This window comes from Pseudomonas sp. BN515, assembly GCF_029873155.1.
Classification (GTDB): domain Bacteria; phylum Pseudomonadota; class Gammaproteobacteria; order Pseudomonadales; family Pseudomonadaceae; genus Metapseudomonas.
The window spans coordinates 101,478-120,002 of sequence record NZ_SSOH01000011.1 but is presented as its reverse complement, the minus strand read 5'-3'; the positions used below and the strand labels follow the sequence as shown (position 1 = coordinate 120,002).

Sequence of the window (18,525 nt, the reverse complement as noted above, 5' to 3'; positions counted from 1 at the left end):
ATGGGAACTCGGTGTTTTTTCGTCTATCCAAGGCAGGGAGTAGGGCATGCAAGCCCGCGATGGAAGAGTCAGGAGGTTCAAGTGAACAAGTCGATGCTCGTCGGTGCTGTTTTGGGTGCGGTTGGCGTGACTGCCGGCGGTGCCGTGGCCACCTACAGTCTGGTAGGTAACAACGGCCCGGAGTATGCAGAAGTGCTCGCTGTCCAACCGATCAATGAAACCGTGAAGACCCCGCGCGAGGTCTGCAATGACGTGGCGGTGACCCGCCAGCGTCCGGTCAAGGATCAGCATCAGATTGCCGGTACCGTGCTGGGTGCGGTGGCGGGTGGTCTGCTGGGTAACCAGGTTGGTGGAGGTAACGGCAAGAAGATCGCCACGGTCGCAGGTGCCGTAGGTGGTGGTTATGCCGGCAACAAGGTGCAGGAACACATGCAGGAAAGCGACACCTACACCACCACTGAAACCCGCTGCAAAACGGTTACCGATACCAGCGAGAAGCTGGTGGGCTATGACGTGAAGTACCAGCTCGACGGCAAGGTCGGTCAGGTGCGCATGGATCACGATCCGGGCCGGCAGATCCCGGTTAGCAAGGATGGTCAGCTGATCCTTGGTCAGCAGGGCGCTGTCCAGCCTCAGGGTGGTGTTGCGGGCGTGCAGGAATAAGCAACGTCCAGAAAACGAAAAACCCGGCCAAGGCCGGGTTTTTTGTGGTCGCGAGAAGCGCGATCAGCGCTTCAGCGACGGCGGCAGGTGCGGCTGGATGGCAGTCAGCACGGCCTTGAAGCACTTGGTGTTGCCCGCTACCACGTGACCCTTTTCAAGGAAGTCGTGACCGCCGGTGAAGTCGCTCACCAGGCCGCCTGCTTCTTGAACCAGCAGGGCGCCAGCTGCCATGTCCCACTCGGACAGGCCGAATTCCCAGAAGGCGTCGAAACGGCCGGCCGCGACATAGGCCAGGTCCAGGCTGGCCGAGCCGGCGCGGCGGATGCCGGCGGTCTGGCCGACCAGGCTGCGGAACATGCCCAGGTAGCTGTCGAGGTTGTCGAGCTGGTTGTCGCGGAAGGGGAAGCCGGTGCCGAGCAGGGCGCCTTCCAGGCTCTTGCGCGGGCTGACGCGCAGACGGCGACCGTTGAGGGCGGCGCCACGGCCGCGGCTGGCGGTGAACTCTTCCTGGCGAACCGGATCCAGAACTACGGCGTGTTCCAGGCGACCCTTGTATTTGCAGGCGATGCTGACGGCGAAGTGCGGAACGCCACGGATGAAGTTGGTGGTGCCATCCAGCGGATCGATGATCCACAGGTAGTCGGCGCCTTCTCCCTTGCCTTCCAGCAGGCCGCCTTCCTCGCCGAGGATGCCGTGGTTCGGGTAGGCCTTGCGCAGGGCCTGCACGATGGACAGCTCAGCGGCGCGATCGACCTCGGTGACGTAGTCCTTGGCGTCCTTCTCGTTGACGGAGATAACGTCCAGGCGCTCGATAGAGCGGAAAATCAGTTCACCGGCGCTGCGAGCGGCGCGCAGGGCGATATTCAGCATAGGCTGCATGGGGAGTTCACCTGGGTCGTTAAAGAAGAAAGCCGCACATGATATCAGAAAAAGCTCGAAGCAGGCAGGGGAGGCTGCGTGATTCGTGGCGTTGCGTCGGGGCGTCCGGTAATATTCCGCTCCCTTAGAGCTTCCGCTGAGAGACTAGAGCGTTGCTGCAGAACATTCGCGTGGTACTGGTCAATACCAGCCATCCCGGCAATATCGGTGGTGCCGCTCGCGCCATGAAGAACATGGGCCTGTCGAAGCTGGTGCTGGTAGATCCCCTGGATTTTCCCAGTCCCGAAGCGCGCGCCCGTGCTTCCGGTGCCGACGACATTCTTGACGCTGCCCAGGTGGTCGCCACCTTGGAAGATGCATTGGTGGGGTGCAGTCTGGTGGTTGGCACCAGTGCTCGTGATCGCCGAATTCCCTGGCCCCTGCTCGATCCGCGCGAGTGCGGCAGGACCTCGGTAGAGCAGGCTCAGGCCGGGGGCGAAGTCGCCCTGGTGTTCGGTCGCGAATATGCCGGCCTGACCAACGAAGAGCTGCAGCGCTGCCAGTACCACGTGCATATCCCGTCCAATCCGGAGTTCTCCTCGCTGAACCTGGCCGCCGCGGTCCAGGTACTGGTCTACGAAGCGCGCATGGCCTGGCTGGAGTTGGAAGGGCTGCCAAGCAAGGTGGAAAAGGTGGAAACCACCGCCATGCTCAACGCCCAGCCGGTGACCGTCGATGAGCTGGAGCGTTACTACGAGCACCTGGAGAGCACTCTGGTGGAAATCGGCTTCCTCGATCCGGAGAAGCCCCGGCACTTGATGTCCCGGCTGCGTCGTCTGTATGGGCGAGCCAATATCAGCAAGCTGGAAATGAACATCCTGCGCGGCGTTCTCACAGAGACACAGAAGGCCGTGCGGGGAGAAATAAGCAAGCGGAGTGACAAGTGATGTTCGACAGCATTCGAGAAGACATTCAGAGCGTATTCCACCGTGATCCGGCTGCGCGCAATGCCTTCGAGGTGCTCACGTGTTACCCGGGCCTGCATGCCATCTGGTTGCATCGCGTGGCTCATGCTCTCTGGACTGCAGGCTGGAAGTGGCTGGCGCGGCTGGTTTCCAACTTCAGTCGCTGGCTGACCGGCATCGAGATCCATCCGGGAGCGAAGATCGGTCGTCGCTTCTTCATCGATCACGGCATGGGCATCGTCATCGGCGAAACGGCCGAAATCGGCAATGACGTCACTCTCTATCAGGGTGTGACCCTCGGCGGCACGAGTTGGAACCAGGGCAAGCGCCATCCGACGCTGGAGGATGGTGTGGTGGTAGGGGCGGGGGCCAAGGTGCTCGGTCCCTTCACCGTTGGCGCTGGCGCCAAGATCGGCTCCAACGCCGTGGTGACCAAGGAGGTGCCGGCAGGCGCTACTGCGGTGGGTATTCCCGGTCGAGTCATCGTCAAGGCCGATCCCGAACAGGAAGCCAAACGCCAGGCCATCGCCGAGCGTTTCGGCTTCGATGCCTACGGTCTGGGCCAGGACATGCCGGACCCGGTGGCACGTGCGATCGGCCAGTTGCTGGACCATGTACAGGCCGTGGACGAACGCCTCGACGGCATGTGCAAAGCGCTCACCGCGCTGGGCAGTGATTACTGCGCCAAGGCCCTCCCGGAGCTGCGCGACGAGGACTTCGCGGGGGTGAAGGACGACGAGCGCAAGCCGGTCGCCTGAGGCCCACTTATTCGACCTTGGTCCAGTGGGCTGAGGTCGGATTATTAGGATGCTAACGGGATGTGCCTCTGCTATCATGCTCGCCCCTGCAAGATGTAATCCCGACTGTTTTAATCAGGCTTATAGTTGACTTAAATAGTCGGGAATCGCATACTCGCTGCATTCCAGCGATCCCGTGGTACCCACCATGCGACTGACCACCAAAGGCCGATACGCCGTCACCGCCATGCTCGACTTGGCGCTACATGCGCAGCACGGGCCGGTGTCTCTGGCAGATATTTCCGAGCGGCAGGGCATTTCCCTGTCCTACCTCGAGCAGCTTTTCGCCAAGCTCCGCCGTGGCAATCTGGTCAGCAGCGTGCGCGGACCGGGTGGTGGCTACCAGCTTTCCCGTGACATGCATGGCATTCACGTTGCCCAGGTAATCGATGCGGTCAACGAGTCGGTGGATGCCACTCGTTGCCAGGGCCTGGGCGATTGCCATTCCGGCGACACCTGTCTCACTCACCACCTGTGGTGCGATCTGAGTCTGCAGATCCACGAATTCCTCAGCGGCATCAGTCTGGCCGATCTGGTCAACCGTCGCGAGGTCCAGGAGGTCGCTCAGCGGCAGGATCAACGCCGCTGTGGAAGCAATGGCAGGATGCCGCACCTCGATAAGATTGAAGCGTCTGCCATCGATTGAGCAGGGCGCCGGCCCGTGATTGGCCTCGATACCTGATAGGAGAGCCCCGATGAAATTGCCGATTTACCTCGACTACTCCGCCACTACGCCGGTGGACCCGCGCGTCGCTCAGAAGATGAGCGAGTGCCTGCTGGTGGACGGCAACTTCGGCAACCCGGCCTCGCGTTCCCACGTGTTCGGCTGGAAAGCCGAAGAGGCAGTGGAGAATGCCCGTCGTCAGGTGGCAGAGCTGGTCAATGCCGACCCGCGCGAAATCGTCTGGACTTCCGGCGCTACCGAATCCGACAACCTGGCCATCAAGGGTGTTGCGCATTTCTACAGCGGCAAGGGCAAGCACATCATCACCTCGAAGATCGAGCACAAGGCGGTGCTGGACACCACCCGCCAGCTGGAGCGCGAAGGCTTCGAAGTGACCTACCTGGAACCGGGCGAAGACGGCCTGATCACTCCGGCCATGGTCGAGGCGGCCCTGCGTGACGACACCATCCTGGTTTCGGTCATGCACGTGAACAACGAGATCGGCACCGTCAACGATATCGCTGGCATCGGTGAGCTGACCCGTGCCCGCGGCATCCTGTTCCACGTCGACGCAGCCCAGTCCACCGGCAAGGTGGAAATCGACCTGGAGAAGCTGAAGGTCGACCTGATGTCCTTCTCCGCCCACAAGACCTATGGCCCGAAAGGCATTGGCGCCCTCTACGTTCGCCGTAAGCCCCGCGTACGCCTGGAAGCCCAGACGCACGGCGGCGGCCACGAGCGCGGCATGCGCTCCGGTACCCTGGCGACTCACCAGATCGTCGGCATGGGCGAGGCCTTCCATATCGCCAAGCAGGAAATGGCCAGCGAGAACAAGCGCATCAAGGCCCTGGCCGATCGTTTCTGGGCTCAGATCGATGGCATGGAAGAGCTCTACCTGAACGGCAGCGCTACTTCCCGCGTACCGCACAATCTGAACGTCAGCTTCAACTACGTCGAAGGCGAGTCGCTGATCATGGCGCTCAAGGATCTCGCGGTCTCCTCCGGTTCCGCCTGCACCTCGGCCTCTCTGGAGCCGTCCTACGTGCTGCGCGCCCTGGGCCGTAACGACGAGCTGGCGCACAGCTCCATCCGCTTCACCTTCGGTCGTTTCACCACCGAGGAAGAAGTGGACTACGCCGCTGCCAAGGTGCGCGAAGCGGTCAGCAAGCTCCGTGAACTGTCCCCGCTGTGGGATATGTATAAAGAGGGCGTCGACCTTTCCCAGGTCGAATGGCAGGCGCACTGACGCCACCCTGATGAGTGAGGAATAGTTACCATGGCTTACAGCGACAAGGTCATCGACCACTACGAAAACCCGCGTAACGTGGGCAAGCTCGACGCCCAGGACCCGAATGTGGGTACTGGCATGGTCGGCGCCCCGGCCTGCGGCGACGTGATGCGCCTGCAGATAAAGGTCAACGAACAAGGCGTGATCGAAGACGCCAAGTTCAAGACCTACGGCTGCGGTTCCGCCATTGCTTCCAGCTCCCTCGCCACCGAGTGGATGAAGGGCAAGACCCTGGATGAGGCGGCTGCCATCAAGAACACCACCATCGCCGAAGAACTGGCCCTGCCGCCGGTGAAGATCCACTGCTCGGTGCTGGCTGAGGACGCCATCAAGGCGGCCGTCCACGACTACAAGCAGAAGAAGGGTCTGCTCTAAGCGCTCGAACGAGTAAGGAGTTGCAATGGCCATCAGCATGACTGAATCCGCCGCCCGCCACGTGCAGCGTTCCATCGACGGACGCGGCAAGGGTGAAGGTATCCGTCTGGGGGTGCGTACGACTGGCTGCTCCGGTCTCGCCTACGTGCTGGAGTTTGTCGATGAGGTGACCGGGGAAGACCTGGTCTTCGAGAGTCATGGCGTCAAGGTGATCATCGATCCCAAGAGCCTGACCTACCTCGATGGCACTGAGCTGGACTTCGTTCGCGAAGGGCTCAACGAAGGTTTCAAGTTCAATAACCCGAACGTGCGCGGCGAATGCGGCTGCGGCGAGAGCTTCAACGTCTGAGGCGTGTGTGGGAACTCCCTGTCATTTTGCGCTGTTTGACCTGAAGCCGGGTTATCGACTGGATCTCGACCAGCTTGCGACGCGTTATCGCGAGCTGGCGCGCACCGTCCATCCCGACCGATTCGCTGATGCTTCCGAGCGCGAGCAGCGCTTGGCGCTGGAGCGTGCGGCACAGCTCAACGACGCCTACCAGACACTGAAGAGTGCGCCGCGGAGAGCCTTGTACCTGCTGGCCCTGAAAGGGCGCGAGCTTCCGCTCGAAGTCACGGTGCAGGACCCGCAGTTCCTTCTGCAGCAGATGCAGTGGCGTGAAGAGCTGGAAGAGTTGCACGACAGCGCCGACCTGGAAGGTGTCGCTGCCTTCAAGCGCCGGCTCAAGGCTGCGCAGGCCGAGCTCGATGTCGAGTTTGGCGAGTGCTGGGATGATGCTGAGCGCCGCGAAGATGCCGAGCGTCTGGTGCGCCGCATGCAGTTCCTCGACAAGCTGAACCAAGAAGTGCGCCAACTGGAAGAGCGCCTCGACGATTAACCCGCGATGCCGTCTTGGTTGCCGGTACGCCTGATAAAAAGACAAGCATGGCCCTACTGCAGATCGCCGAACCCGGGATGAGCCCTCAGCCGCACCAGCGCCGTCTGGCGGTGGGTATCGACCTGGGTACCACCAATTCGCTGGTCGCCGCTGTGCGCAGCGGTGTCGCCGAGCCCCTGCCGGATGCCGATGGCCAGGTCATCCTGCCGTCCGCGGTCCGCTATCACGCCGACCGTGTCGAAGTCGGTCGCAGTGCCAAGCAGGCCGCTTCCAGCGATCCGCTGAACACCATTATCTCGGTCAAGCGCTTCATGGGGCGCGGCCTGGAAGACGTCAAGCAGCTGGGTGAGCAACTGCCTTACCGTTTCGTCGGTGGCGAATCGCACATGCCCTTCATCGAGACCGTCCAGGGCGCCAAGAGCCCGGTGGAAGTCTCGGCTGACATTCTCAAGACCCTGCGCCAGCGCGCCGAAAACACCTTGGGTGGCGAACTGGTCGGCGCGGTGATCACTGTGCCGGCGTACTTCGATGAAGCCCAGCGTCAGGCCACCAAGGACGCCGCTCGCCTTGCCGGCCTCAACGTCCTGCGCCTGCTCAACGAACCGACCGCCGCCGCAGTGGCATACGGCCTGGACAAGCAGGCCGAAGGCGTTGTCGCCATCTACGACCTGGGTGGCGGCACGTTCGATATTTCCATCCTGCGTCTGACTCGTGGTGTCTTCGAGGTCATGGCCACCGGTGGCGACAGTGCCCTGGGTGGTGATGATTTCGACCACGCCATCGCTGGCTGGATGGTGCAGCAGGCCGGCCTGTCCGCCGATCTGGATCCGGGGGCTCAGCGCAGCCTGCTGCGCGTTGCCTGTGATGCCAAGGAGGCCCTGACCGATACCGATAGCGTCGAACTGGTCTATGGCGACTGGCGCGGCGTGCTGACTCGCGAGCAGTTCGATGCGCTGATCGAACCCATGGTGGCGCGTAGCCTCAAGGCCTGCCGCCGCGCGGTGCGTGATTCTGGCATCGAGCTGGAAGAGGTCGAAGCCGTGGTCATGGTGGGTGGTTCCACTCGTGTGCCGCGCGTGCGTGAAGCCGTCGCGGAAATGTTCGGTCGTCAGCCCCTCACCGATATCGATCCCGATCAGGTAGTGGCAATCGGCGCCGCCGTACAGGCCGATATCCTGGCCGGCAACAAGCGCGGCGAAGAGCTGCTGCTTCTGGATGTGATTCCTCTGTCGCTCGGCCTGGAAACCATGGGCGGGCTGATGGAGAAGGTGATCCCGCGCAACACCACAATTCCCGTGGCGCGCGCCCAGGACTTCACCACCTACAAAGATGGCCAGACGGCCATGATGATTCATGTGCTCCAGGGTGAGCGCGAGCTGATCAAGGATTGCCGTTCCCTGGCACGCTTCGAACTGCGCGGTATCCCGCCCATGGTGGCAGGGGCGGCGAAGATTCGCGTGACCTTCCAGGTGGACGCGGACGGCCTGCTGGGCGTAACCGCCCGCGAGCTCGCTTCTGGCGTCGAGGCGAGCATCCAGGTCAAGCCGTCCTATGGCCTGACCGATGGCGAAATCTCGCGCATGCTTCAGGATTCCTTCCAGTACGCCGGCGAAGACAAGAACGCCCGTGCCCTGCGCGAGCAGCAGGTCGAGGCCGAGCGCCTGCTGGAAGCTGTCCAGGCCGCCCTGGAAGTGGATGGCGAGCGCCTGCTGGATGAAGCCGAGCGCGCAGCGATCCTGGATAGCATGCAAACCCTTCGCGAGCTGGCGATCGGCAGTGATGTCGCCGCCATCGAAGCCCAGATCAAGCGCCTGTCCCAGGTGACTGATGCCTTTGCTGCGCGTCGTATGGATGCCGCCGTCAAGGCAGCCCTGTCCGGCCGCCGACTCAACGAAATCGAGGATTGACCCAGAAATGCCGCAGATCATCATCCTGCCCCACGCCGAGCATTGCCCCGAGGGTGCTGTGATCGAAGCGAAGTCGGGCGAGAGCATCCTGGATGCCGCCCTGCGCAGCGGCATCGACATCGAGCACGCCTGCGAGAAGTCCTGCGCCTGTACCACCTGCCACGTGGTGGTGCGCGAGGGCTTCAACTCGCTGGAAGCGTCCGACGAACTGGAAGACGACATGCTCGACAAGGCCTGGGGCCTGGAGCCTAATTCCCGTCTGTCCTGCCAGGCCCTGGTTGCGGATGAAGACCTGGTGGTGGAAATTCCGAAGTACACCATCAACCAGGTGTCGGAAGGTCACTGAGGCACGGTTCGAAGCCGGCCGCATGTCGGTTGCGTCAGAGGCTCGCCCGCAAGGGCGAACTCTGCTGAGCGCCGCTCGCTAGAATCTGTAAACTGCGCGTCCTCGCCTGCTTTGCCCTGCCTGGCTCGCGAGTCCCGAAACCGCCTTTGGAGCGCAACATGAGCCTTAAATGGACTGACGTACTGGAAATTGCCATCCAGCTTGCTGAAGCCAAGCCGGACGTCGACCCGCGCTACGTGAACTTCGTCGATCTGCACAACTGGATCGTGGCTCTGCCGGAATTCTCCGACGATCCCCAGCGCGGTGGTGAGAAGGTTCTGGAGGCCGTCCAGGCCGCCTGGATCGAAGAAGCCGACTGACCGGCTTCTGCCCCTGGGCTACGGCCCTACGCATTTCCCCCTAACCCGCGTATAATTCGCGGGTTTAATTTTTCGCTTTAATCCTTGTTTCTGGAGTTTTTCCATGGCTGTCGAACGTACTCTCTCCATCATCAAGCCGGACGCCGTTGCCAAGAACGTTGTGGGCGAGATCGTCACCCGCTTCGAAAAGGCCGGTCTGCGCGTCGTTGCCGCCAAGATGGTTCAACTGTCCGAGCGCGAAGCTGGCGGTTTCTACGCTGAGCACAAAGAGCGTCCTTTCTTCAAAGACCTGGTTTCCTTCATGACTTCCGGTCCGGTAGTCGTTCAGGTTCTGGAAGGCGAGAACGCCGTTGCCAAGAACCGTGAACTGATGGGCGCGACCGATCCGAAGAAAGCCGACGCTGGCACCATCCGCGCCGATTACGCTGTTTCCATCGACGAAAACGCCGTACACGGTTCGGATTCCGAGGCTTCCGCTGCTCGCGAAATCTCCTACTTCTTCGCCGCCACCGAGGTGTGCGCTCGCATTCGCTAATCGCGACTGGGAGAGGGTGAAGCCATGACTGAATCGACCGGTAAAGTGAACCTGCTGGGTCTGACCCAGCCGCAACTGGAAAGCTTCTTCGAGTCCATCGGGGAGAAACGCTTCCGCGCCGGTCAGGTGATGAAGTGGATTCACCACTTTGGCGTCGATGATTTCGACGCCATGAGCAATATCGGCAAGGCCTTGCGCGACAAGCTCAAGGCCTCTGCCGAGATTCGCGGCCCGGAAGTGGTCAGCCAGGACATCTCCAGCGATGGCACCCGCAAATGGGTGGTCCGCGTGGCCTCCGGCAGCTGCGTCGAAACCGTGTACATCCCGCAAGGTGGTCGCGGCACGCTCTGCGTCTCGTCCCAGGCCGGTTGCGCCCTGGACTGCAGCTTTTGCTCCACGGGCAAGCAAGGTTTCAACAGCGACCTCACCGCCGCCGAAGTGATCGGCCAGGTGTGGATCGCCAACAAGTCCTTCGGGACCATTCCCGCGAAGATCGACCGTGCCATCACCAACGTGGTGATGATGGGCATGGGCGAGCCGCTGCTGAATTTCGACAACGTCGTCGCCGCCATGAACATCATGATGGACGACCTCGGTTACGGCATTTCCAAGCGCAAGGTGACCCTGTCCACCTCGGGCGTGGCGCCGATGATCGACAAGCTGGGCGAGGTGATCGACGTTTCCCTCGCGCTGTCGCTGCACGCGCCGAACGATCCGCTGCGCAACCAGCTGGTGCCGATCAACAAGAAGTACCCCCTCGAAGTAGTGCTCGATGCCTGCCGCCGCTACATCTCCCGTCTCGGTGAGAAGCGCGTGCTGACCATCGAGTACACCCTGCTCAAGGACGTCAACGACCAGCCCGAACACGCTAGCCAGATGATCGAGCTGCTCAAGGACTTCCCCTGCAAGATCAACCTGATTCCGTTCAACCCCTTCCCGCATTCGGGTTACGAGCGGCCGAGCAATAATGCGATCCGCCGCTTCCAGGACCTGTTGCACAAGGCCGGGCACAATGTCACCGTCCGCACCACCCGCGGCGACGATATCGATGCAGCCTGTGGCCAGCTGGTCGGCCAGGTCATGGACCGTACCCGCCGCAGCGAGCGTTACATCGCCGTACGCCAGCTGAATGCCGAAGCGGAGGCGTCCAGCAACGCCGCGAACCGGAACTAGAGAAGGACACCCCATGACCCTGCGCGCTGCGCTGCTCCTCGTTTCCACCGCATTGCTCGCGGCCTGCGTGTCGACCGGTCAGGTCGATCCGATGAAGACCGACAAGGGTCGTGATGCAGCACGCGATGCCTACATTGAGCTGGGTATCGGCTACCTGAAGCAAGGGGCCACCGAGCGTGCCAAGGTGCCGCTGAAAAAGGCCCTTGAACTGGACCCGTCCAATGCTGACGCCAACGCGGCCCTCGCCCTGGTGTTCCAGACCGAGATGGAGCCGGAGCTGGCCGACCAGCACTACCGCAAGGCCCTGTCGTCCCGTAACGATGCGCGCATCCTCAACAACTACGGCAGCTTCCTCTACGAGCAGGGCCGTTATAAGGATGCCTACGACCGCTTCCAGCAAGCCACAGACGACAACCTCTATCCCGAGCGCTCGCGCGTGTTCGAGAACCTCGGCCTGACCGCGCTGAAGATGAACAATCCGGCGCTGGCCAAGCAGCACTTTGAAAAGTCCCTGCGCCTGAATCGCCAGCAGCCCAAGGCGCTGCTGGAAATGGCCCAGCTGTCTTTCGACGAGAAGCAGTACGTGCCGGCTCGTGACTACTACCAGCGCTATTCCCAGATTGCCGAGCAGACCGCCCAAAGCCTGCTGCTCGGGTCGCGTCTGGCGACCATATTCGAAGACCGCAACCAGGCTGCCAGCCTTGGTCTGCAACTCAAGCGACTCTATCCCGGCACGCCGGAATATCAGCAATACCTGTCGGAGCAAAGATGAAAGCGTCGCATCCCGAAGCTGTAGCGGCGACCCGAGCCAACCCGGGCGAAACCCTGCGTCAGGCCCGTGAGAGCAAGGATTTGTCCTTGGGCGAGGTCGCCCGCCACCTGAACCTGACCGAGCAGGCCCTGCGTCAGCTCGAGGCGGGTGATTTCGAGCAGTTGCCGGGGCACACTTTCGCCCGCGGCTACGTGCGCGCCTACGCCAAGCTGCTGGGTATGGACCAGGCTGTTCTGGTTGCCGAGTTCGACCATTACACCGGCACCGATGCCAAGGGCAGCAATGTGCACAGCCTGGGTCGCATCGAAGAGCCCGTGCGCTTGTCCCAGAGCGTGCTGCGTATCGTCAGCTTCATCATCCTGGTGGCCCTTGGTGCTGTCGGCTTCTTCTGGTGGCAGGAGCATTCCAGCCGCAACAACGAAGAAGCGGCCAGCGTGAACATGGAGCATGTGGAAGTGGAAAGTGCCGATGGCACCACCCAGATCCACCCGCTCGACGAGCCGGAAGACCAGGCTGTGGCCGAGGCCCAGGAAGGCGACGCGCCGACCCCGGCTGAAGTTTCCCCGGAAACGGCTGCTCAACCGGAACAGCAGGCCGCTGCAGGCGCTGCCCCTGTTGCGCCGGCTGGTGAGACCGCGCCTGCCGCCACGGCCCCGGCCGCACCGGGCCAGGTACCGGCAATTGCCGCTCCTGCCGCACCGGCTGCGCAACCGACCGCTCCCATTGCTCCGGCCGCTACTGCTCCCGCAGTTCCGGTGGTTCCTGCCGCCGCCCAGCCGGTAGCTCCGGTAGCTCCGGCCGCGCCCGCTACCGCCCCGGCTCCTGCCACCGAGGCCCCGGTCCCCGTGGTAGCCCAGCAGGGCCAGGGCGTGGTGCGTATCCAGTTCACCGCCAATTGCTGGACCCAGGTCACCGATGCCGACGGCAAGGTACTGGTCAGCGCCCTCAAACGTACCGGCGACAGCGTCGAGCTGGCCGGCAAGGCACCGTTGGAAGTTCGCCTGGGCTTCGCCCGCGGCGCGCAAGTCAGCTACAACGGCCAGTCGGTCGACATTTCGCCTTATGTTCGCGGCGAGACCGCTCGCCTGAAGTTGGGGCAATAAGCCATGCATTGCGAATCCCCGATCAAACGCCGCGTTTCGCGGAAAATCTGGGTCGGCTCCGTACCGGTGGGCGGCGATGCGCCCATCGCCGTGCAGAGCATGACCAACACTGATACCTGCGACGTCGCCGCCACTGTGGGCCAGATCCAGCGCCTGGTGGATGCCGGCGTCGATATCGTTCGCATCTCCGTACCGGACATGGACGCAGCCGAGGCGTTCGGCCGCATCAAGCAGCAGGTCCAGGTGCCGCTGGTGGCGGACATCCACTTCGACTACAAGATCGCCCTGCGCGTCGCCGAACTGGGTGTCGACTGCCTGCGCATCAACCCGGGCAACATTGGCCGCGAAGACCGCGTCCGGGCGGTGGTCGATGCCGCGCGCGACAAAGGCATCCCGATCCGCATCGGCGTCAACGCCGGTTCGCTGGAGAAGGACCTGCAGAAGAAATACGGCGAGCCCACGCCGCAGGCTCTGGTCGAGTCTGCACTGCGCCATGTGGAGCATCTCGACAAGCTGGACTTCCAGGACTTCAAGGTCAGCGTAAAGGCCTCTGACGTGTTCATGGCCGTCGAAGCCTACCGCCTGCTGGCCAAGCAAATCGTGCAGCCGCTGCACCTGGGCATCACCGAAGCGGGTGGCCTGCGATCCGGCACCGTGAAGTCTGCGGTGGGTCTGGGCATGCTGCTCGCCGAAGGCATCGGCGACACCATTCGTATCTCCCTGGCGGCGGATCCGGTGGAAGAGGTCAAGGTCGGCTTCGACATCCTCAAGTCCCTGCACCTGCGCTCCCGTGGCATCAACTTCATCGCCTGCCCGAGCTGCTCGCGGCAGAACTTCGATGTGGTCAAGACCATGAACGAGCTGGAAGGGCGCCTCGAAGACCTGCTGGTACCGATGGACGTGGCCGTGATCGGCTGCGTGGTCAACGGTCCGGGTGAAGCCAAGGAGGCCCATATCGGCCTGACCGGCGGCACCCCGAACAACCTGGTCTACATCGACGGCAAGCCGGCGCAGAAGCTGAACAACGACAACCTGGTGGACGAGCTGGAACGGCTCATCCGCGAAAAGGCGGCTGCAAAGGCCGAAGCTGACGCGGCGCTGATCGCCCGTAGCTGAAACAAGGAACCCACGTGAGCAAGACCTTGCAAGCCATTCGTGGCATGAACGACATCCTGCCGGAGCAGACGCCCGCCTGGCGTTACCTGGAAAACACCGTCGCCGACTTGCTGGATAGCTACGGTTACAAGGAAATCCGCCTACCGATCCTCGAGTTCACCGAGCTGTTCGCCCGCGGTATCGGCGAAGGTACCGATGTGGTCGACAAGGAGATGTACACCTTCCTCGATCGCAACGAAGAGTCGCTGACCATGCGCCCGGAAGGCACTGCGGGCTGCGTGCGCGCCGTGCTGGAGCATGGCCTCACCGGTGGCGGCCAGGTGCAGAAGCTGTGGTATGCCGGCCCCATGTTCCGCTACGAGAAGCCGCAGAAGGGGCGCTACCGCCAGTTCCATCAGATGGGTGTGGAAGTCTTCAACCTGCCTGGCCCGGACATCGACGCCGAGCTGATCGTGCTCACCTGGCGCCTGTGGAAAAAGCTCGGTCTGGCCGACGCCGTAACCCTGCAGCTGAACAGCCTGGGTTCCAGCGAGGCTCGCGCCCGTTACCGCGATGCCCTGGTCGCCTACCTGCAGGATCGTTACGACCTGCTGGACGAAGATAGCCAGCGCCGCCTGACCACCAATCCGCTGCGTATCCTCGACAGCAAGGACGGCGGTACCCAGGCTGTGTTGGTGGATGCGCCGACTCTCCACGACTACCTGGATGAAGAGTCCCTGGCCCACTTCGAAGGCCTCAAGGCGCGTCTGGATGCCGTGGGTATTCGCTACGAAATCAACCAGAAGCTGGTGCGTGGCCTGGACTACTACAGCCGCACCGTCTTCGAGTGGGTGACCGACAAGCTCGGCTCCCAGGGCACCGTCTGTGCCGGTGGCCGCTACGACGGCCTGGTCACCCAGTTCGGCGGCAAGCCGACTCCGGGCGTGGGCTACGCCATGGGTGTCGAGCGCCTGGTGCTGCTGCTGGAAACCCTCGGCCTGGTACCGGATGAGCTGAACAGCCCGGCCGACGTCTATATCTGCGCCTTCGGCGAAGCCGCCGAACTGGCCGCCCTCGGCCTTTCCGAGCAACTGCGTGATGCGGTTCCGGGCCTGCGCCTGCTGGTCAATGCCGGTGCCGGCAGCTTCAAGAGTCAGTTCAAGAAGGCCGACAAGAGCGGCGCCCAGTACGCGTTGATCCTGGGGGACGACGAACTGGCCAAGCGCGTGGTAGGTTGCAAGCCGCTTCGCGACGACAGCGAACAACAAAATATTGCCTGGGATGCTCTGGCTGAGCATCTCGCTGCCTGCTTGAAGCGGGCTTGAGCATTCAAAGATCAGGAGTACGGGGTTAAGCATGCAGACTGAAGAAGAACAGATTGCGCAGTTCAGGGACTGGTGGCAGCGCAACGGCAAACCCATGCTCACTGGCGGCGCACTGGCGCTGGCGGTGGTCTTCGGTTGGCAGGCCTGGCAGAAGTACGAAACCAATCAGGCCCAGGGCGCCTCGGTCGTTTACCAGCAACTGCTGGAAACCGCGCTGAACCCCAGCGGCACTCCGGATTCGGCCAAGGTCGCCGAACTGGCCGGCAAGCTGAAGAGTGACTTCGGTGGCACCCACTACGCCCAGTACGGCAGCCTGTTCGTGGCCAAGGTCGCGGTCGACGCCGGCAAGCTGGACGACGCCGCTGCCGAACTCAAGGCCGTGCTCGACAAGCCCGCCGACGCGACCCTCGGCGAGCTGGCCCGCCAGCGCCTGGCCCGTGTCCTGGCCGCCCAGGGCAAGGCCGAAGATGCCCTCAAGCTGCTGGAAGGCGACGCCGACAAGGCCTTCTCTGCCAGCCGCGAAGAACTCAAGGGTGACCTGCTGGTGCAGCTGGGTCGCACCGATGACGCGCATGCCGCCTACCTGAAAGCCAAGGCCGCACTGCCCGAAGACGCCGCCGTAGGTGGCCTGCAGATGAAGCTCGACGACCTGGCAAAAGGGGACGCGTGACGTGATGCGCTGGAAGAATGCCGCAGTGCTGGCCCTGGCCGTTCTGGCCGTGGGCTGCAGCAGCAACAGCAAGAAGGAACTGCCGCCGGCCGAACTGCCCGATATCACTGAAGAGGTGAGTCTGGACAAGGGTTGGAGCCGCTCCATTGGCGATGGCCAGGGCGAGACCTACAACCTGCTGGTGCCCGCCGTTGACGGCGACACCATCTATGCCTCGGACGTCAACGGCGAGGTCATGGCGCTCAACCGCTTCAATGGCGACGTGATCTGGAAGCAGGACCTGGAACTCCCGGTATCCGGCGCCGTGGGCGTTGGCTATGGCCTGGTGATGGTCGGCACCCTGAAAGGTGAAGTCGTTGCCCTGGACGCCACCAACGGTGAAGAGAAATGGCGTGCCCGCGTCAACGGCGAAGTGCTGGCCCCGGCAGCCAACAACGGTGACGTGGTGGTCGTGCAGACTCAGAACGACACCCTGTTCGGTTTCGATGCCGCCACCGGCAACCAGCTCTGGATCTACGAGAACACCCCGGCGGTGCTGACCCTGCGTGGTACCGGCGCGCCCGTCGTGACCAACAACCTGGCCGTGGCCGGCCTGTCCACCGGCAAGGTGCTCGCGCTGGATATCAAGCGCGGCATTCCGGTCTGGGAACAGCGCGTGGCCGTGCCCCAAGGCCGTTCCGAACTGGATCGCGTAGTGGACATCGACGGCGGCCTGCTGCTGTCCGGTGGCACCCTCTACGTGGCCACTTACCAGGGCCGCGTCGCCGCCCTGGACCTGGAGAGCGGCCGTGTGCTCTGGCAGCGCGAAGCGTCCAGCTACGCTGGTGTCGCCCAGGGCTTCGGCAACGTCTACGTGAGCCTGGCCAACGGCACCGTTGAAGGTGTGGATGAGCGTTCCGCCTCCGCCCTGTGGAGCAACGACGCGCTGGCCCGCCGCCAGCTGTCCGCTCCGGAAGTCTTCTCCAGCTACGTGGCTGTGGGCGACTTCGAAGGTTACCTGCACCTGCTGAGCCAGGTGGACGGTCACTTCGTCGGTCGTGTGAAGATCGATGGCGACGGCCTGCGTGCCCGTCCGCTGGTGGTCGGTGAGTGGATGTATGCCTATGGCAACGGCGGCAAGCTGGTTGGCCTGACCATCCGCTAAGCTGAAGCCTGATGTCGGGCCGCTGCCGTCAAACGGCAGCGGCCTTTGTGTTTTCTGAAATAACGAGTGGAGAGCCTCATGGTTCCCGTAATTGCCCTGGTGGGTCGGCCCAACGTCGGCAAGTCCACCCTGTTCAACCGCCTGACCAAGACCCGCAACGCGATTGTCGCGGAATACGCGGGTCTGACCCGTGACCGCCAGTACGGCGAGGCGAAATGGCAGGGTCGCACCTATATCGTCATCGACACCGGGGGTATTTCCGGCGATGAGGAAGGCATCGACGCAAAAATGGCCGAGCAGTCGCTGCAGGCCATTGAAGAAGCCGATGCGGTGCTCTTCATGGTCGACTCCCGCGCCGGCATGACCGCGTCCGACCAGATGATCGCCGAGCACCTGCGCAAGCGGAACAAGCGCAGCTTCCTGGTGGCCAACAAGGTCGACACCGTCGATCCGGATCTCGCCCGCGCCGAGTTCAGCCCTCTGGGCCTGGGCGACGCCCTGCCGATCGCTGCCGCTCACGGCCGTGGCATCAGCCAGATGCTGCAGGTCGCGCTGGGTGAGTTCCCGCGCGACGACGGCGCCGACGAAGAGGAAGCGGCCAGCGCCGAGGAAGTCGCTGAGGGCGAAGAAGCCAAGCGCATTCCCGGCCCGAGCGAGAAGGACGGCATCAAGATCGCCATCATCGGTCGCCCCAACGTCGGCAAGTCCACGCTGGTCAACCGCATGCTCGGTGAAGAACGGGTGATCGTGTACGACCAGGCCGGCACCACCCGCGACAGCATCTACATCCCTTTCGAGCGCAACGAAGAGAAGTACACCTTGATCGACACCGCCGGCGTGCGCCGCCGCGGCAAGATCTTCGAGGCTGTGGAAAAGTTCTCGGTGGTGAAGACCCTGCAGGCCATCCAGGACGCCAACGTGGTGATCTTCGTGATGGACGCCCGCGAAGGTGTGGTCGAGCACGACCTCAACCTGCTGGGCTTCGTGCTGGAAACCGGCCGTGCGCTGGTCATCGCCCTGAACAAGTGGGACGGCATGGAGCCAAGTGAGCGCGACTATGTGAAGACCGAGCTGGAGCGCCGGCTGTTCTTCGTCGACTTCGCCGACATCCACTTCATTTCCGCGCTGCATGGCACCGGCGTTGGCCACCTGTACAAGTCGGTGCAGGAGTCGTTCCGCTCCGCCATCACCCGCTGGCCCACCAGCCGTCTGACGCAGATCCTCGAAGACGCGGTGCAGGAACACCAGCCGCCGCTGGTCAACGGCCGGCGCATCAAGCTGCGTTACGCCCACCTGGGTGGTGCCAACCCGCCGCTGATCGTGATCCACGGCAACCAGGTGGAATCGGTGCCCAAGTCCTACTCGCGCTACCTGGAGAACACCTACCGGCGCGTGCTCAAGCTGGTCGGTACGCCGATCCGCATCGAGTACAAAGGCGGCGAGAACCCCTACGAGGGCAAGAAGAACACCCTCACCGAGCGTCAGGTGAACAAGAAGCGCCGCCTCATGTCGCACCACAAGAAGGCCGACAAGAAGCGCCGCGACAAGAAGCGCTGATACTGGCTGGAAGAAGAGGGCGCCCATGGGCGCCCTTTTCATTTCCAGGGC

Annotated in this window: 21 protein-coding genes; 20 read left to right on the top strand and 1 reads right to left on the bottom strand. The window is 63.0% G+C overall.

Translation table 11 applies throughout. The features are described from left to right. Positions 1–81: 81 nt before the first annotated feature. A complete protein-coding gene (locus tag E8E91_RS01785; RefSeq protein WP_280374357.1) occupies positions 82–663 on the top strand; it encodes a glycine zipper 2TM domain-containing protein in 582 nt (193 codons plus the stop codon). A 63-nt stretch (positions 664–726) separates the two neighbouring features. Here the strand turns inward: E8E91_RS01785 and suhB are convergent, their stop codons facing one another. Beyond that, positions 727–1,542, bottom strand: a complete 816-nt coding sequence (gene suhB, locus E8E91_RS01780; protein ID WP_151132039.1) for an inositol-phosphate phosphatase — start codon at positions 1,540–1,542, stop codon at positions 727–729. A 152-nt stretch (positions 1,543–1,694) separates the two neighbouring features. Between suhB and trmJ the strand changes: the two genes are divergently transcribed. The 19 genes from trmJ to der all read left to right on the top strand — a co-directional run bounded on the left by trmJ (position 1,695) and on the right by der (position 18,474). Further along, entirely contained in the window at positions 1,695–2,468 is a 774-nt protein-coding gene (trmJ, locus tag E8E91_RS01775; protein WP_280374356.1) for a tRNA (cytosine(32)/uridine(32)-2'-O)-methyltransferase TrmJ, read from the top strand. Continuing rightward, positions 2,468–3,244, top strand: a complete 777-nt coding sequence (gene cysE / locus E8E91_RS01770) for a serine O-acetyltransferase (RefSeq protein WP_280374355.1) — start codon at positions 2,468–2,470, stop codon at positions 3,242–3,244. The genes trmJ and cysE overlap by 1 nt, the downstream gene beginning before the upstream one ends. 187 nt (positions 3,245–3,431) lie before the next feature. After that, the gene (iscR, locus tag E8E91_RS01765; RefSeq protein ID WP_016491067.1) at positions 3,432–3,929 is read left to right on the top strand and encodes a Fe-S cluster assembly transcriptional regulator IscR; all 498 of its coding nucleotides are present in this window, start codon (positions 3,432–3,434) and stop codon (positions 3,927–3,929) included. 49 nt (positions 3,930–3,978) lie between these two features. Further along, positions 3,979–5,193, top strand: coding sequence for an IscS subfamily cysteine desulfurase (locus E8E91_RS01760; RefSeq protein ID WP_280374354.1), 1,215 nt, complete (start codon positions 3,979–3,981; stop codon positions 5,191–5,193). A 30-nt stretch (positions 5,194–5,223) separates the two neighbouring features. Continuing rightward, positions 5,224–5,610 carry a Fe-S cluster assembly scaffold IscU gene (gene iscU / locus E8E91_RS01755; RefSeq protein ID WP_151132043.1) on the top strand — a complete coding sequence of 129 codons (387 nt, stop codon included), beginning with the start codon at positions 5,224–5,226 and terminating at the stop codon, positions 5,608–5,610. Between the two features lie 25 nt (positions 5,611–5,635). After that, on the top strand, positions 5,636–5,959 hold the full coding sequence (iscA, locus tag E8E91_RS01750) for an iron-sulfur cluster assembly protein IscA (protein WP_280367296.1): 324 nt from the start codon (positions 5,636–5,638) through the stop codon (positions 5,957–5,959). A gap of 7 nt (positions 5,960–5,966) precedes the next feature. Next, positions 5,967–6,488: a co-chaperone HscB gene (gene hscB / locus E8E91_RS01745; protein ID WP_280374353.1), complete on the top strand. Its 522-nt coding sequence runs from the start codon at positions 5,967–5,969 to the stop codon at positions 6,486–6,488. Positions 6,489–6,535: 47 nt separating this feature from the next. Further along, positions 6,536–8,395 carry a Fe-S protein assembly chaperone HscA gene (hscA, locus tag E8E91_RS01740; RefSeq protein WP_280374352.1) on the top strand — a complete coding sequence of 620 codons (1,860 nt, stop codon included), beginning with the start codon at positions 6,536–6,538 and terminating at the stop codon, positions 8,393–8,395. A 7-nt stretch (positions 8,396–8,402) separates the two neighbouring features. Next, on the top strand, positions 8,403–8,741 hold the full coding sequence (gene fdx / locus E8E91_RS01735; protein WP_280374351.1) for an ISC system 2Fe-2S type ferredoxin: 339 nt from the start codon (positions 8,403–8,405) through the stop codon (positions 8,739–8,741). Positions 8,742–8,899: 158 nt separating this feature from the next. After that, entirely contained in the window at positions 8,900–9,100 is a 201-nt protein-coding gene (gene iscX / locus E8E91_RS01730) for a Fe-S cluster assembly protein IscX (RefSeq protein WP_280374350.1), read from the top strand. 103 nt (positions 9,101–9,203) lie between these two features. Continuing rightward, on the top strand, positions 9,204–9,635 hold the full coding sequence (gene ndk / locus E8E91_RS01725; protein ID WP_280367306.1) for a nucleoside-diphosphate kinase: 432 nt from the start codon (positions 9,204–9,206) through the stop codon (positions 9,633–9,635). A 24-nt stretch (positions 9,636–9,659) separates the two neighbouring features. Further along, positions 9,660–10,808 carry a 23S rRNA (adenine(2503)-C(2))-methyltransferase RlmN gene (gene rlmN / locus E8E91_RS01720; protein WP_190827294.1) on the top strand — a complete coding sequence of 383 codons (1,149 nt, stop codon included), beginning with the start codon at positions 9,660–9,662 and terminating at the stop codon, positions 10,806–10,808. A gap of 13 nt (positions 10,809–10,821) precedes the next feature. Then, on the top strand, positions 10,822–11,580 hold the full coding sequence (gene pilW, locus E8E91_RS01715; RefSeq protein ID WP_280367311.1) for a type IV pilus biogenesis/stability protein PilW: 759 nt from the start codon (positions 10,822–10,824) through the stop codon (positions 11,578–11,580). Beyond that, entirely contained in the window at positions 11,577–12,683 is a 1,107-nt protein-coding gene (locus E8E91_RS01710) for a helix-turn-helix domain-containing protein (protein WP_280374349.1), read from the top strand. Before pilW ends, E8E91_RS01710 begins: the two co-directional genes overlap by 4 nt. A 3-nt stretch (positions 12,684–12,686) precedes the next feature. Beyond that, positions 12,687–13,799: a flavodoxin-dependent (E)-4-hydroxy-3-methylbut-2-enyl-diphosphate synthase gene (ispG, locus tag E8E91_RS01705; RefSeq protein WP_120652801.1), complete on the top strand. Its 1,113-nt coding sequence runs from the start codon at positions 12,687–12,689 to the stop codon at positions 13,797–13,799. Positions 13,800–13,813: 14 nt separating this feature from the next. Continuing rightward, the gene (hisS, locus tag E8E91_RS01700) at positions 13,814–15,103 is read left to right on the top strand and encodes a histidine--tRNA ligase (RefSeq protein ID WP_280367315.1); all 1,290 of its coding nucleotides are present in this window, start codon (positions 13,814–13,816) and stop codon (positions 15,101–15,103) included. A gap of 31 nt (positions 15,104–15,134) precedes the next feature. After that, a complete protein-coding gene (locus E8E91_RS01695; protein ID WP_280374348.1) occupies positions 15,135–15,773 on the top strand; it encodes a YfgM family protein in 639 nt (212 codons plus the stop codon). 4 nt (positions 15,774–15,777) lie between these two features. Further along, the gene (gene bamB / locus E8E91_RS01690; RefSeq protein WP_280374347.1) at positions 15,778–16,917 is read left to right on the top strand and encodes an outer membrane protein assembly factor BamB; all 1,140 of its coding nucleotides are present in this window, start codon (positions 15,778–15,780) and stop codon (positions 16,915–16,917) included. Positions 16,918–16,995: 78 nt separating this feature from the next. After that, a complete protein-coding gene (der, locus tag E8E91_RS01685; RefSeq protein WP_280374346.1) occupies positions 16,996–18,474 on the top strand; it encodes a ribosome biogenesis GTPase Der in 1,479 nt (492 codons plus the stop codon). The last annotated feature ends 51 nt before the right edge of the window (positions 18,475–18,525 follow it).

Bases quoted from the DNA above. Each gene is read 5' to 3' on its own strand.
- suhB (WP_151132039.1), bottom strand. From the start codon at position 1,542: ATGCAGCCTATGCTGAATATCGCCCTGCGCGCCGCTCGCAGCGCCGGT.
- cysE (WP_280374355.1), top strand. From the start codon at position 2,468: ATGTTCGACAGCATTCGAGAAGACATTCAGAGCGTATTCCACCGTGAT.
- iscR (WP_016491067.1), top strand. From the start codon at position 3,432: ATGCGACTGACCACCAAAGGCCGATACGCCGTCACCGCCATGCTCGAC.
- E8E91_RS01760 (WP_280374354.1), top strand. From the start codon at position 3,979: ATGAAATTGCCGATTTACCTCGACTACTCCGCCACTACGCCGGTGGAC.
- iscU (WP_151132043.1), top strand. From the start codon at position 5,224: ATGGCTTACAGCGACAAGGTCATCGACCACTACGAAAACCCGCGTAAC.
- iscA (WP_280367296.1), top strand. From the start codon at position 5,636: ATGGCCATCAGCATGACTGAATCCGCCGCCCGCCACGTGCAGCGTTCC.
- hscA (WP_280374352.1), top strand. From the start codon at position 6,536: ATGGCCCTACTGCAGATCGCCGAACCCGGGATGAGCCCTCAGCCGCAC.
- fdx (WP_280374351.1), top strand. From the start codon at position 8,403: ATGCCGCAGATCATCATCCTGCCCCACGCCGAGCATTGCCCCGAGGGT.
- iscX (WP_280374350.1), top strand. From the start codon at position 8,900: ATGAGCCTTAAATGGACTGACGTACTGGAAATTGCCATCCAGCTTGCT.
- ndk (WP_280367306.1), top strand. From the start codon at position 9,204: ATGGCTGTCGAACGTACTCTCTCCATCATCAAGCCGGACGCCGTTGCC.
- rlmN (WP_190827294.1), top strand. From the start codon at position 9,660: ATGACTGAATCGACCGGTAAAGTGAACCTGCTGGGTCTGACCCAGCCG.
- pilW (WP_280367311.1), top strand. From the start codon at position 10,822: ATGACCCTGCGCGCTGCGCTGCTCCTCGTTTCCACCGCATTGCTCGCG.
- E8E91_RS01710 (WP_280374349.1), top strand. From the start codon at position 11,577: ATGAAAGCGTCGCATCCCGAAGCTGTAGCGGCGACCCGAGCCAACCCG.
- ispG (WP_120652801.1), top strand. From the start codon at position 12,687: ATGCATTGCGAATCCCCGATCAAACGCCGCGTTTCGCGGAAAATCTGG.
- E8E91_RS01695 (WP_280374348.1), top strand. From the start codon at position 15,135: ATGCAGACTGAAGAAGAACAGATTGCGCAGTTCAGGGACTGGTGGCAG.
- bamB (WP_280374347.1), top strand. From the start codon at position 15,778: ATGCGCTGGAAGAATGCCGCAGTGCTGGCCCTGGCCGTTCTGGCCGTG.
- der (WP_280374346.1), top strand. From the start codon at position 16,996: ATGGTTCCCGTAATTGCCCTGGTGGGTCGGCCCAACGTCGGCAAGTCC.